This is a genomic window from Anaeromyxobacter oryzae, from assembly GCF_023169945.1.
Classification (GTDB): Bacteria; Myxococcota; Myxococcia; order Myxococcales; family Anaeromyxobacteraceae; genus Anaeromyxobacter; species Anaeromyxobacter oryzae.
This window is the reverse complement of sequence record NZ_AP025591.1, coordinates 2,331,044-2,344,513: the sequence shown is the minus strand read 5'-3', so window position 1 is coordinate 2,344,513 and position 13,470 is coordinate 2,331,044. Positions and strand designations below refer to the sequence as shown.

The 13,470-nt window shown below is 75.4% G+C and carries 11 protein-coding genes; 4 read left to right on the top strand and 7 right to left on the bottom strand.

Going from position 1 to position 13,470, the window contains the following annotated elements; all coding sequences use genetic code 11:
• Nucleotides 1-31: 31 nt before the first annotated feature.
• The 5 genes from AMOR_RS10260 to AMOR_RS10240 form a co-directional block, all read right to left on the bottom strand.
• On the bottom strand, nucleotides 32-577 hold the full coding sequence (locus AMOR_RS10260) for a phosphoribosyltransferase (protein WP_248360717.1): 546 nt from the start codon (nucleotides 575-577) through the stop codon (nucleotides 32-34).
• Nucleotides 578-858: 281 nt separating this feature from the next.
• Nucleotides 859-1,770: an Hsp33 family molecular chaperone HslO gene (gene hslO, locus AMOR_RS10255; protein ID WP_248360716.1), complete on the bottom strand. Its 912-nt coding sequence runs from the start codon at nucleotides 1,768-1,770 to the stop codon at nucleotides 859-861.
• A 55-nt stretch (nucleotides 1,771-1,825) separates the two neighbouring features.
• A complete protein-coding gene (locus tag AMOR_RS10250) occupies nucleotides 1,826-2,389 on the bottom strand; it encodes a hypothetical protein (RefSeq protein ID WP_248360715.1) in 564 nt (187 codons plus the stop codon).
• Nucleotides 2,390-2,415: 26 nt separating this feature from the next.
• A complete protein-coding gene (locus AMOR_RS10245; protein ID WP_248360714.1) occupies nucleotides 2,416-3,363 on the bottom strand; it encodes an SDR family oxidoreductase in 948 nt (315 codons plus the stop codon).
• Between the two features lie 14 nt (nucleotides 3,364-3,377).
• Nucleotides 3,378-4,232, bottom strand: a complete 855-nt coding sequence (locus AMOR_RS10240) for a lysophospholipid acyltransferase family protein (protein ID WP_248360713.1) — start codon at nucleotides 4,230-4,232, stop codon at nucleotides 3,378-3,380.
• A gap of 306 nt (nucleotides 4,233-4,538) precedes the next feature.
• On the opposite strand from AMOR_RS10240, the gene AMOR_RS10235 reads away from it, so the two are divergent.
• The 3 genes from AMOR_RS10235 to AMOR_RS10225 all read left to right on the top strand — a co-directional run bounded on the left by AMOR_RS10235 (nucleotide 4,539) and on the right by AMOR_RS10225 (nucleotide 10,020).
• A complete protein-coding gene (locus AMOR_RS10235) occupies nucleotides 4,539-8,042 on the top strand; it encodes a tetratricopeptide repeat protein (protein WP_248360712.1) in 3,504 nt (1,167 codons plus the stop codon).
• An 83-nt stretch (nucleotides 8,043-8,125) separates the two neighbouring features.
• A complete protein-coding gene (locus tag AMOR_RS10230; protein ID WP_248360711.1) occupies nucleotides 8,126-8,641 on the top strand; it encodes a MarR family winged helix-turn-helix transcriptional regulator in 516 nt (171 codons plus the stop codon).
• Nucleotides 8,638-10,020, top strand: coding sequence for a TolC family protein (locus AMOR_RS10225; protein ID WP_248360710.1), 1,383 nt, complete (start codon nucleotides 8,638-8,640; stop codon nucleotides 10,018-10,020). Before AMOR_RS10230 ends, AMOR_RS10225 begins: the two co-directional genes overlap by 4 nt.
• A gap of 99 nt (nucleotides 10,021-10,119) precedes the next feature.
• Here the strand turns inward: AMOR_RS10225 and AMOR_RS10220 are convergent, their stop codons facing one another.
• Entirely contained in the window at nucleotides 10,120-11,391 is a 1,272-nt protein-coding gene (locus tag AMOR_RS10220) for a GAF domain-containing protein (protein ID WP_248360709.1), read from the bottom strand.
• 150 nt (nucleotides 11,392-11,541) lie between these two features.
• A complete protein-coding gene (locus AMOR_RS10215; protein WP_248360708.1) occupies nucleotides 11,542-12,465 on the bottom strand; it encodes a GGDEF domain-containing protein in 924 nt (307 codons plus the stop codon).
• Between the two features lie 105 nt (nucleotides 12,466-12,570).
• Here AMOR_RS10215 and AMOR_RS10210 point away from each other — a divergent pair, with 105 nt between their 5' ends.
• The gene (locus AMOR_RS10210; RefSeq protein ID WP_248360707.1) at nucleotides 12,571-13,467 is read left to right on the top strand and encodes a DUF72 domain-containing protein; all 897 of its coding nucleotides are present in this window, start codon (nucleotides 12,571-12,573) and stop codon (nucleotides 13,465-13,467) included.
• Nucleotides 13,468-13,470: the final 3 nt, after the last annotated feature.

Genomic DNA, 13,470 nt, shown 5'->3' with positions numbered 1-13,470 from the left:
GCTGTGACGCCGAGCGTCGTGACTGCCTCTCCTAGACGCCGACCTCGCCCGGATCCTCGTGGCCGCCGCCGGCCTCGTCGAGCTGGTAGTCCCAGCCGAACAGGATCAGCTCGTCGGTCTCGAACGCGGAGAAGTCCGGCCGTGCTCCGTCGGGACGCTTCACGAGCACCGCCGTCCGCACCTCGCGCGCGCCCGCCTTCCGGGCGAGGGCGCGCGCCTTCGCGAGCGTCGCGCCGGTCGCGGCCACGTCGTCGACGACGAGCACCTTCTTGCCGGTGAGATCGGGCAGCTCCGCGATGGGCGCGGGGTTCGCGACGTCGCGGCGGCGCTTCTCGATCCGGACCGGCTGGAAGTCGGCGCCGAGCGCGGCGGCGAGCGCGCCGCCCGCGAACACGCCGCCCTTCGCGATGCCGACCACGACCTCGGGCCGGAACTCCTCGGCGATGCGCGCCGCGAGGCTCCGCGCTACCTCGCCGAACGCCGCCCAGCCGATCTCGCGCATCGCCTTCTTCGGCGCGCGCTTCATCCGGGCCGGCGCGGCGAGCCGGTCCATGGCGAAGCCGTCGGCCACGCCCATGCCGAGCGGGTGGTCGGAGCTGCCGCCGCGGGCGCCGCGCGCGACCTTGCGCGCGCGCGCCGGGGCCTTGCCGCGGGACGTCGGCCCCTTGGCGCCCTTCGCCGGCGCCGGCTTCGCGGCCCGGGGCTCACGGCGGACGGTCTTCCTCTTCTTCGCGGTCGCGATGGTCGTGCCTCCCGAAAAGGCCGGTCGTGCGGCCGGACGGAAACCCGCAATCTACCACGCGGCGCGGGGGCGGGGGGGCCCGCGGGCGAGGGGGGTCGGGGCGTCGGCCGGCGCGGTCACCCGGCCGCGTCGCGCTCCGCCAGGCGGCGCTGCAGATCCCGGAGCGCCGGCTCGGCCACCACGTAGCGCGACCGGCAGAACTCGCAGGTGATGACCGCCTCGCGCTCGTTCGCGAGGACCTCCGCGATCCCGGTCACGCCGAGGGCGGACACCGCGGCGCGCGCCCGCTCCATGCTGCAGCCGCAGCGGTACGCGACCTCGACGTCGCCGAGCAGCTCGAACCCCTCGCCGACGACGCGCCGGATCACCTCCTGCGCCGCCGCCCCGTCGGCGAGCGACCGGGCGAGCTCGCCTCCGGCGAGGCGCCGGCGCGCCTCCTCGATCGCGGCGTCGTCGCCGTCCGGGAGCCGCTGCACGAGGACGCCCGCCACGTCGCCGAGCGGCTCGGCTCCGCGCGCGACGACCGCGAGGTCGAGCGCCGTCGCGACCTGCTCGCTCGAGGCGAACCAGCGCCGGAGATCGGCGGCCACGTCGAGCGCCTCGAGCTCCACCGCGCTCCGATAGTGCTGCCCGGGCGAGGTCTCGCGGAGGACCGAGAGGAAGCCGCGGCCGCCGAGCGCGGCCTTCGCGCCCCGCGCCGGCTCGCCCGGGAAGTTCACCGCGACGTGCCGGACGTAGCCCCGGACGTTGCCGTCCGGGTCGGCGTCGACGAACAGGCCGCCGATCGGGCCGTCGCACTCGAGCTGCAGGTTCACGCGGCCACGGTCCTTCTGCAGCGCGCCGACGAGCGCGCCGCCGGCGAGCGCCTGCGCGAACAGGTGCGCGCTCGTCGGGTAGAGGCCGTGGAGCACGCGCGCCATCCGTGCCGTGTCGCCGACGCGGACGAACACGGCGCGGAGCCCGCGCTCGGGGACGAGGCCGCGGCAAAGGCGATCCGTCCGCTCGGCGGGGAGGTGTCCGGTGGTCATCCGGGGGATTCTGATCGCGAGCCCGCCGGCGCGCCAGAGGAACGCGGTCCGGCGGCTAGCCCGGCAGGATCGCGATGAGCGCGAGCGCGAGCTGCGGCATCGGCGGCTGATCGCTCCCCGCCTCGCCGATGAGCTGCAGGCTCGCGCGCGAGGTCTGCGGGAACGCGTTCCGACCGGAGGGCGTGCAGCCCATCTCCCCCTGGAAGAACTGGGGGTTCTTGCGAGAGAGATCGAGCGAGCAGACGCCGACCTTCCCGTGCAGCCGCTTCTTGTCGAGCTCGAGCCGGATCCGCTGGCCGAAGAAGAGGCCCTCGATGGTCGTCCGCCCGTCCTTGGTCTCGTAGCCCACGTTCACGTTCGGCCCGGTGAGCTTCTTCGGCGATACCTGGAGGTCGAGGTTCTGGCCGACGAGATCGCCCGCCCAGCTCCCGTCCTCGCGGCGCGTGAGGTTCACCGACGGGCCGATGATGCGGTCGGCGTCGAACGCGGCGCCGGACCCCGTGGATCCCCAGCCGAGGAAGCGGACCTCGCCGGTCGGCTCGAAGGGTGGCGCCTGGGCGAACGCCGGGGCGCTGGCAAGCAGGGCCGCCGCGAGGGAGGCCGCCATGAGCGCGCGCATGTGGGCTGCATAACGGGGGGCGGGGCTCACGCCACGCTCCGGATCGTCTCCCTCAGCGAGTATCTCGGGGCCCAGCCGGCCTCGCGGGCGAACCGCGAGCCGTCCACGACGCAGAGGTACTGGATGTGATCGACCTCCTCCGGCGGAAACCCGGTGAGCCGGGCCTCGAACGCGCGCCGCACGAGGCCGCGCACGAGGGGGTGCGGGACCGGGATGGGGCGCCGCCCCAGCTCGCGTAGCACCGCCGAGAGCGGGACCTCGCCGGGGCCCGAGACGTTGAAGACGCCGCGGAGGCCGGGCTTCAGCGCGAGGACCAGCGCGCGCGAGACGTCCTCCTCGTGGATGAGCTGCACCATCGGGTCGAAGCCGAGCACCGTGAGCGGCTTCTCGAGGCGGAGGTAGTTCGAGGGCGCGTTCCTCACGGTGGGCCCGACGATGTTCACGGGCCGGAGGATCACCGTCTCGAGCTCGGGGTGCTTCCACATGAACGACTGCGCGTACATGTCGAGCTCGATGAGGTCCCGCACGTCGCTGTACCGGTCCGCCGCCATGAGCGGCGTCTCCTCCGGGAGGAAGTTCGAGTTGTCCGGGCGCGGGCCGTACACGTTCGCGGAGGAGAGGATCACGACCTTCTTGACGCCGTGCCGGACGCACAGGTCGAGGATCCTGTGCGTGCCGAGGACGTTGAAGCTGTGAGCCTCGGTGAAGGGCATCCGCGGGTCGTGCATGATGCCGAGGTGGATGAGGGCGTCGACGCGATGGCGCCGGAAGACGTCCTCCACCTTGTTCTTCCGCAGGTCCACCTGGAAGTGATCGATGTCCTTGGGCTTGCCGGCGAACGGTCGCCGGTCGATCCCGACCACGTGCGTCTCGGTGTGGAGCTGCTTCGCGAGGGCGCGGCCGAGGTTCCCCGAGATCCCCGTCACGAGGACGGTCCGGGGCACGTCGGGGGGCGTGAGGGGCTCTCGGGCCATGGGGGGCGCGGGGATCACCAGTACACGTGCTTGCGCTCGGCGAGGCCCCGCGCGAGGAGCTCCCGGACCGCGGCCTCGACCTCGGTCACCTTCTTCTCGAGCTCCTGGTCCTCCTCGTCGGGAGAGCCCTGGAACCGGAGCGGCTCGCCGAAGAGGATGTGGTAGCGGGACGGCAGCGGGAAGGGGAGGATCGTCGGGGTGATGGGGAAGGCCGGGAACGCGAGCAGCCGCGCGAGCGGCTTCAGATCGAGGAGCGCGGGCGCCTGCTCCTCGGCGCCGACCACGCCGACGGGCACGATGGGCGCCCCGGACTCGAGCGCGAGCCGGAGGAACCCGGGGCCGAACCGCTGGAGGTGATAGCGCTCCTTGAACGGCTTGTTGAGGCCGCGGACGCCCTCCGGGAAGACCAGGATCGCCTCGTCCGCGGCGAGGAGCCGCCGGCAGTTCTCCGGCGTGCCCACGATCTGCCCGCAGCGGGCCATGAACGTCGAGACGAACGGGAGCGTCGGCACCCACTTCTCGACGAGGGCCCGCACCGCGCGCGGCGGGTCCTTCTCGACGAGGCAGGCGACCTCGATCATCGCCGCGTCGAACGGGAGCTGGCCCGAGTGGTTCGACACGAGGACGACGCGCCCTTCCGACGGGATGCGGTCGACCCCGGTGAGCTGCACGCGGAAGTACTTGCGGTAGAGCCACAGGAGCGGCGCGATCGCCGCGATCGTGAACTCGGCGTCGAAGCCGTACGGGTCCACGCCGTACTCGTTCCGCGGCGGGGTGAGCTTCTCGAGGCGCGCGCGGGTGCCGGGACCGCCGAGCGCGTACGTCCACGCGCGCAGCCGCTCCATCACGGCGGCGGACAGCTCCGGCATCCGCCGAACCTAGCACGCGCCCGTCGCGGGAGACGGGGCCCCGCGGGGGTGGCGGGGCGCGCGCTCGCCTCCGGCGCGTTTGACCGCCGGTGCGAGACGGCGAGGCGGCGGGCGCTCCCGTTGTCGCGCTCCCGGCCCGGTGGTACCCTGCTGGAATCTCGCGTTTTTCCCGCGACCCCTCCCCGGAGACTGGATGCCGCAGGAGCCGCCGGCCGCCGATACCCACGGTCGTCACTTCCCGCCCCGCGGCGTCGTCTCCGTCCCCCGGCGCCCGGCCGCGCCGGACGAAGGTGGAAGGAACCTGCCATGAAGGTCGCCTGCCCGCACTGCAGCGCCGCCTACAGCATCGACGACCGGCGGGTCCCGGCGACGGGGCTCAACGTGAAGTGCCCGAAGTGCCGGAACACGTTCCCGGTGCGTCGCGCCGCCGATGGCGAGGTCTCGACGGCGATGCCGCTGCCCGCGGCGCCCGCCGCGGCGGGGGGCGGCGCAGGGGCGAGCATCCCGCTCCCGCCGCCTCCGCCGATCGCGCCCCCGCCCCTGGCCGCGTCGAGCATCCCGCTGCCCCCGCCGCCCTCCGCGCCGGGACCCGGCTCGAGCGTCCCGCTCCCGCCGCCGCTCGTGCCTCCGGCGCCCGCGTCGAGCATCCCGCTGCCCCCGCCCGCGCTCGCGTCGCCTGCGACCGGGAGCATCCCGCTGCCCCCGCCGCACGCGTCGCCGTTCGGGGACGCCTCGCCGTTCGAGGCGTCCGATCCGCTCGCCGCGCCCGCCGCGTCCCCCTTCGGCGCGGCGCCCGACCCCTTCCCCGGCACCACGCTCGGGCACGCCGGGACGCCGTTCGCCGACCTCTCGACGCCGTTCGCGGCGCCGCCCGGGGGGCCGGGCGAGCCCCTCGGCTTCGGCGAGGTCGCGTTCGCCGACGCCGACCCGCTCCCGACGCCGGTCGACGACGCGATCGAGTTCGACGACGCGCCGCCCACCACGCCCGCATCGGCGCCTGGTCTCTCCCGGCCCGCGGCGGCGGGCTCCGCGGCGGCCGCCGAGGAGCTCGAGATGCTCTTCGGGGGCGATGGGAACCGGCCCGCGGGGCCGACTGCGCCGGCCTCCGCCGCCACGCCCGAGGCCGGCGGGTACCGCGTGCGGCGCCGGTCGGGGAAGGTCTTCGGCCCCTTCGCCGAGGATCAGATCGCGGACATGCTGTCGAAGGGCGAGCTGCTCGGGAACGAGGACGTCTCGCGCGACGGCGCCGAGTTCGCGCCCATCGGCTCGGTCGCGGCGTTCGCGGACGCGCTCCGGCGCGCCGTCGCGGAGGAGCCCGAGCCCGACCGCAAGGCGGCGTCGGGGCGCGCCGTGCCGTTCGGCGACCGCATGGCGGCGGCCAAGGTCGTGGAGGGGGAGGGCGGCGGCGCCCGCCTCGAGCTCCCGGCCTGGGCGCGGCGGGCGGCGATCCCGGCGGCGGTCGTCGTCCTGGTGCTCGTCGCGGGCGTCGGGGCGGGGTTCACGCCCTACGGCTTCTTCTTCACGCGGCTCGTCCGCCGCGCCGACTCCGGCCGCGCCGCGCAGCTCGTGACGCAGGCGCGGGCGGCGCTCGCGAAGGCCGATCACGCGTCCGATGTCTCCGCGCTCGACCTCGCGGCGAGGGCCGTCGCGGCGGACGGGCACGCGCCGCAGGCGCTCGCGACGCAGGCGCTCGCGACCGCGGCGCTCGCACGCCGCCACGGCGCGCCGCCGGAGGCGGTCGCCCAGGCACGGCGCGGCGCGGCCCAGCTCGCGGAGGACGCGCCGGGCGAGGTGCCCGCCCTCGTCGCGCGCCTCGCCGTCGCGCTGGTCGAGACCCCCGGCGCGACGCTCGAGCAGGAGACCGCGCTCGAGGCCGCGAGCGCCAAGGCGAAGCCGGACCCGGACGTGCTCGCGCTCCTCGGCGAGGCCGCGCTCGCCCGCGGCGACACCGCGCGCGCGGCGGCCCGGTTCGAGCGGGTGGCCGCCGCCGAGCCGGGACCGCGCGGCCCGCTCGGCCAGGGACGGGCGGCCCTCGCCGCGCGGCGGCTCGCCGACGCGAAGGCGGCGCTCGAGGCCGCGCTCGCCCGGAGCGCGGGGCACCTGGGCGCGCAGCTCGAGCTCGCGGCCGTCGCGGAGGCGGCGGGGGACCTCGACGGCGCCCGCGAGCGGCTCGCGCCGCTCCTCGCCGCCGCCGTCCAGCCGCGGCTGTCGCCGCTCGAGCGGGGACGCGTGAGGCTCGTCGACGGCGCGCTGCTCGCCCGCCGTCGCGCGGCCGCGACCGAGGCGGACCAGGCGTACCTGGCGGCGATCGCCGCCGACCCGGAGCTGCTCGCCGCGCGGGTCGCCCTCGCCCGTCACCGCCTGCGGGGCGGCGATCCCGCGGGCGCGGTCGAGGCGACCGATCCCGTCGCGGCGAAGGCGACCAGGGACCCCGAGCTCGCCGCGATCCGCATCCGCGCGCTCGCCCTCTCGGGACGCGCGCTCGACGCATCGCAGCTCGCGGACCAGGCGCTCGCGACCGCGGCGGGGAACACCGGGCTCCTGCTCGCGCAGGCGGCGGCGCTCGCCGCGGCCGGGAACACCGCGAAGGCGAAGGACGTCTACACGGGCGTCCTCGAGCGCGATCCGGACGCGATCGAGGCGCGGGTCGCGCTCGCGCGCATCGCCCTCGCTCGCAACGAGCTCGACGCGGCGGCCACGCTCCTCGCGGCCGCGGTCGGAAAGGACCCGAAGGACGCCTCGGTGCGCACGACGCTGGGAGACCTCGCGAGCGCCCGGGGCGACGCGGCCGGCGCGGAGGCGGAGTACCGCCGCGCGCTCGCCGCGGACCCCGATCACGCGCCCGCCGAGATCGGGCTCTCGCGGCTCGCGCTGGGGCGCGGCGACGTCCCGGCCGCGAAGGCCGGGCTCGCGCGCGCCCTCGCGCTCGACCCCCGGAACGCCGACGGCCACCTCGCCCTCGGGACCCTGCTGTGGCGCGCGAAGGACCTCGCCGGCGCGGAGCAGTCGTTCCAGGCGGTGGTCGCGCTGCAGCCGAAGCACCCGCTCGCGCTCACGCGGCTCGGGGCGGTGAAGCTCGAGCGCGGCGACGTGGACGGGGCGATCCGGCTCCTCACCGCCGGCTCGAACGAGGACGACCGGCTCGCGGAGGCGCGCCTCTGGCTGGGAAAGGCGCTGCTCGCGAAGGGCGAGGTGCCGAACGCGCTCGCGCAGCTCCACAAGGCGGTGGAGCTCGAGCCGAAGAACCCGCAGAACCACATCCAGGTCGGGGTCGCGCACGAGCGGAGCGGGGATCTCGGCGAGGCGCTCGAGGCGTATCGCGCCGCCACCGCGGCGGATCCGAGGCTCTCCGAGCCGCGCGAGCGGGCCGCCGCGCTCCTCGCGTCGATGAACAGGCTCGACGAGGCGATCGCCGAGTACCAGAAGGCGATCCCGCTCGCCCCCGGCCCGTCGGCCCTGCGCCTCGCGCTCGGCGACTGCCAGGCCCGCCGCGGCCGCTACGAGGAGGCGGTGAAGACGTACCGCGAGCTCATGAAGGCCGACCCCCGGGCGGTGCAGGCGCTCTACCTCCTCGCGCGCGCGGTGCACGAGCTCGAGGGCCCGAAGGCGGCGCTCCCGTGGTACGAGCGCGCGGCCCGCGAGGACCGGGCGAACGCGATGCCTCATTACTACCTGGGGTTCGCGTACAAGGAGCGGGGGCAGCGGAGGAAGGCCGTCCAGGAGTTCAGGTCGTTCCTCGCCCTGAAGCCCGACGCGCCCGAGCGCAAGGACATCGAGTCCGAGATCGAGGATCTCGGCGGCGCCCAGTAGAGCACGGGCGCGTCTGGGCGCGCGGCCGGCGGTCCGCGAAAACGCTTGACCGGGGAGACGCTCCGCTCTAGGGATACTCCGCGATGCGGACTATCCGGGGCAGCGGGAAGTCGGGGCTCGCGGCGGACGCCGCGCGCATCCGGGAGCTCCTGACGCTCATCTCCCGCCGCCGCTCGCTCCGCGATCCCATCGCGGCGAGCTGCGAGGCGACGAACCTCACCCCCGTGCAGATCCACATCCTGCTCTGGCTCGGCAACGACGGCGCGCTCACCATGGGCGAGCTGGCGCGCCGGGTCGCGGTGACGGAGAAGACGATCACCGGCATCGTCGACCGGCTGGAGCGGGACCGCCTCGTGCGGCGGTCGCGCGATCCCGTCGACCGGCGCGTGGTCCACGTCTCGCTCGCGCACGCGGGCGAGGCGCTGTCTTCCCGCATCGATGCGGAGATCGACCGCAAGCTGGTGGACTTCCTGGGGCTGCTCGACGCCCCGGATCGCAGCCACCTGGTCCACATCCTCGAGAAGCTCGAGGCGCGCCTCGCACCGGCCGCGCCGCCGACCACCACCCCCACCCACGCCATCCGGCGGGAGGAGACATGACCCCCCTCACCTCGCTCGCGCTCGCGCTCGCTGTCGCGCAGGCGCCCCAGCAGACCCCGCCGCCCGCCGCACCCGCGCCGGGCGCGCCGCAGGGCCCGGCCGCGATGGCCCCCGCCGCCCCCCAGGCGCAGCCCGCGGGCGCCCGGACGATCCTGTTGCTCGACGACGCGCTCCGGGCCGCGGCCGAGCAGAACTTCGACCTCAAGGCCGCGCAGGCCCGCCTCCGCCAGGCCGAGGAGCTGCACTGGAAGGCGTGGTCGGGGTACCTCCCGCAGATCAACGCGGGCGGCCAGTACACGCACAACAGCGCCTCGGCCGTGCTGCCCGCCGGCTCCCTCGGCCCCGGGTCGCCGGAGATCACCATCCAGGCGCAGGACCAGTTCGCGGGGCAGGCCCGGATCGACCAGGCGCTGTTCGCGCCGCAGCTCTTCTTCGCCATCCCGAACGCCCGCCGCGGCGAGGAGATCGCGCGGCTCACGAACGAGACGACCCGGCGCGAGGTGCTCTTCGGCGTCGCGCAGACGTACTACGCGGTCTCCGCCCTGAATCGCGCGGTCGAGGTCGCGCAGCGGCTCCTCGAGGTCGCGCAGCGGCAGGAGAAGGACGCGCGGGTCCGGTACCAGGCCGGCGCCGTCGCGAAGGTCGCGCTCCTCCGCGCCGAGATCGATCGCGCCCGGGCCGAGCAGGACCTGAAGCGCTCGCAGAACTCCTACGAGTCGGCGCGCCTCGCGCTCGCGACGCTGCTCGCGCGCCCGGCGGACTTCGAGGTGGCCGATCCGCCGGACGTGCAGCTCGCGGGCGACGCGGCGTCGTTCGAGGAGATGGCGCTGCAGAACCGCCCCGAGGTGCGGGCGAACCGGATCAACGTCGACTTGCAGCGCGGGAACAAGGGCGCCGTCATCGCCGGGTACCTCCCGAACGTCGGCCTGTTCGGGCAGTACCTCGTCTCGAACCAGGCCGGCTTCACCGGGCAGAAGGACAGCTGGGCCACTGGCGTCGCCTTCACCTGGAGGATCTTCGACGGCGGCCGCCGCGAGTCCGACGTGCGCGAGGCCAGCGCCCGCATCGACGAGGCGAGCGCCACGTCGTCGTCGGTCGAGCTCCAGACCCGCCTCGAGGTCCGCCAGGCGTACCTCGACATGGAGAGCGCGCGCGCCAACGCGGCGAAGGCGAAGGAGCAGCGCGATCTCGCGGCGGAGAACCAGCGCCTGGTCGACGTCGCGTTCCGGGCCGGCACCGCGACCGCGGTCGAGCAGGCGGACGCCACCGCCCAGCTCCGCACCGCGGAGATCAACGCGATCACCGAGGCGCTGAACGCGCAGCTCGCGGCGATCCGCGTGCTGAAGGCGGCGGGGGCCTTCCACCCGACCAGGAGATAGCTGCGAGCATCGGGAACGTTCCTTCGTTCCCGTCCCCCGTGCCCGTGACCCCGTCCACGACGGGCACGGCGCGCGGGTTCGGGTGCGGGCTGCGGCCGGCTACTGCACCCGATCTCTCAGCCTGGCCCGCTCGAGCGCCTGCGCGACCTGCTGTGCGATCGTGAGCACGAACCGGCGCTCGTCCGCGTCGAGCTCGCGAGGGTGAGGGAAGCCGAGCGCGAGCGCGCCGAGGGTCCGGCCGTCGGCGCGGAGGGGCGCGGCCGCCCAGGCCTTGTCCCCGACGCGGCGGGCGAGGTCGGCGGCGCTCGGGTAGCTCTGCGCGAGCGCCTCGGGGTGCGCCAGCCAGATCGCCGTCTGGATCCGCCACGCCTCGGCGACGAGCGCCGGCGCGTCGCCCGGCATCCGGCGCAGGTCCAGCGCGAGGTCGTCCGGCCACCCATCCTGGTGGAGCACCTCGAGGAAGTCGTTGCCGGGCGTCGAGCACGCCACGATGGCGCTCGAGGGCTCGAGCGCGGACAGCCCGTTCTCGACCGCGACGCGCGCGATCGCCTGGGGCGTGAGCACCGAGGACAGGCTCGCCGACACCGACTCGAGGCGGCGGAGGCGGAGGACGCTCTTCTCGGCCTCCACGCGGCCATGCCGCTCGCGATCGGCCTGCTCCTCGGCGGTCGCCCGCGCCGCCTTCTCGGCCTGGAACCACCGGGAGTTGTCGAGGGCGAGCGCGGCGGGGACGGCGAGCGCGTCGGCGAAGACCAGGTCCGCCTCGGAGAGCGGCGGCACCATCGTCGAGCGGATGAGCGTGACGGCGCCGATGGCGCGGTCGCGCGCGACGAGCGGCACCGAGAGGAGCGAGTTCGGGCGGATCGCGCGGAGCACGCCGAGGTGGCGCTCGTCGTGGGTCGCCCAGTGCATGATCTCGGCGGAGACCTCCCGGTACAGGCGCGGCGCCCGATCGCGGATCGCCTGCGCGGCCGGCGTCGCCCAGCCCGCGCCGAAGGAGATCGACCGCATCTCCTGGGCGAGCGGCGCCTTCGCGGGATCGGCGTGGGCGACCTCGACGCGGCGCGGGATCCCGTCGCCGTCGAGCAGGTCCACGAAGCACCAGTCCGCGAGCCGCGGCACGACCGCGGACACGAGGATCCGGAGCGTCTGCCGGAAGTCGAGCGCGGCCATGAGGAACGCGCGCTCGATGGAGATCTCGCGGCCCTGGCGGCCCTCCGCGAGGGCGCGCTCGGCCCGCTCCGCCTGCGAGAGGTGCGCGAGCTCCGCGGCGGGCGTCGCCGGCTCGCCTTGCGCCGCCGGGACCTTGATCACGCCGCCCGCGTGCCCCGCGCCACCGAGCGGGGCGGGCTGCGACCGATGGGACCGCATCGAAGGGCTGCCTCCGTCTCCGCCGTTTCGGGGAGCCGTCGGGCCCCGCGCCGGAAGCGCGCGGCCGGGCTCACACGAGGCAGGGAACGGCGCCGAGGATCGCTCCGTCGCCGCGCAGCGTCAAGGTGCCCCCCCGGCGACGGCCGGGCCTCACCGCGCGGAGGGAGCCGCGGGGATCGCGACCACCCGGTTCCGGCCGCCCTGCTTCGCGAGGTACAGCGCGCGATCCGCGCTCTCGAGCAGCTCCCGCTCCGTCCGCCCCGGCTCGAGCTGGGCGGCTCCGACCGACACGGTGACGCCGATCGAGACGGTGAGGGCGAGATCCTGGCCCTGCCAGGCGCAGCGGCTCCGCTCCACCGCGCGCCGGATCCGCTCCCCGAGCGCGCGGGCGCCGGCGAGCGGCGTCTCGCGCGCGACCACCACGAACTCCTCGCCGCCGAAGCGCGCGAGGACGTCCTCCTTGCGAACCGCCCCGCGGAGCACGAACGCGACCATCTTGAGCGCCTCGTCCCCCGCAAGGTGGCCGTGCGCGTCGTTCACCGCCTTGAAGTGATCGACGTCGACGAGCAGGACCGAGACCGGCCGCGCGTGACGCAGGCCGGCGGCGACCTCGGCCGCGAGCCGCTCCTCGAGGTGGCGGCGGTTGGACAGCCCCGTGAGCGGGTCCTGGAGGGCGCTCTCTGCGAGCTTGAGCTGCCACCGGGCCTCGAGCTCGTCCGTGTAGGCGAACTTGAGCGTCGTCGCGCCGCCGATGGCGACCCGCGACCCGTCGACCAGCGGCGCCGCCTCGACGCGGACGCCGTCGACCCACGTGCCGTTCACGCTGCCGAGATCGCGGATCACCGCGCCCTCGCCCTCGACGCGGATGGCCGCGTGGCGGCGGGAGATGCCGTCGTCGCGGATCGGGATGTCCGCGTCCTCGCGGCGCCCGACGAGCAGCTCGCGCCCGGGCTCGAGGGGGAAGATCTCTCCGAACTGGGGACCCGCGAGCACGAGGAAGAAGGCGTGGCGGCGATCCGGAGGGGTGAGGCGCGGCACCGCGGTCCAGGTGCGCTCGATCTCGTCGTTCGGCATCGTGGTCTCGGGCCGCGGCGATTGTAACCGGAAACCCGCCCGCGACCGCGACGCAGGAGCTTGCCAACCACCCCGGCGCTCGTTACCCGAGGACCGGGTGCGCGCGTGATCCGCTACGGACCGGCGGGATGGGAGTACGCCGACTGGGCGGGGATCGTGTATCCGCGCCCCGAGGGGAAGGGCTTCGACCGGCTCGCGTACCTGGCGCGCTTCTTCTCGACCGTCGAGGTGAACGCGACGTTCTACCGGCCGTTCCCGGCGGACGTCGCGGCGCGCTGGTGCGAGCGTGTCCGGGACTTCCCGGCGTTCCGCTTCGGCGCGAAGGTCTGGCGCCGGTTCACGCACGACCGCGAGCCGTACGGCGCCGAGGAGGTCGCGCAGGCGCGCGCAGCGCTCGATCGGCTGCACGAGGAGGGGCGGCTCGGGGCGGCGCTGCTGCAGTTCCCCTGGTCGTTCAAGCGCGACGAGGCCTCGGAGGAGTGGCTCCGCGGAGTCTTCCGGGCGCTCGCCGGGCTCCCGCTGGTCCTCGAGGTGCGGCACGCGTCGTGGGACGATCCCGAGGTCCTGCACGCGCTCGCGGACGCCGGCGTCGGGATGGTGAACGTCGATCAACCGCGCTTCCGCCGCTCGCTCGGCCCGCGGGCGCGCGTCACCTCCGACGTCGCCTACGTCCGCGTCCACGGCCGCAACTGGAGGGACTGGTTCAGGAAGGGCGCCGGACGCGACGCGCGGTACGACTACCTGTACTCCGCCGAGGAGCTCGCGCCGTGGGCGGAGCGGATCGTCGAGATGGCGGAGACGCCGCGCGCGCCGGACGTCTACGTCGTCACGAACAACCACTTCCGCGGCCAGGCCCCCGCCAACGCGAAGATGCTCGAGGCGATGGTGGAGAAGCGGCGCGTCGAGGCGCCGCCTGACCTCGTGGCAGCCTACCGGGCGGCGCTCGCGCCCTTCGTCACGGCGCCCGGCTCGAGCGCCGGCGCCGACGCGATCTCGCCGTGAGCT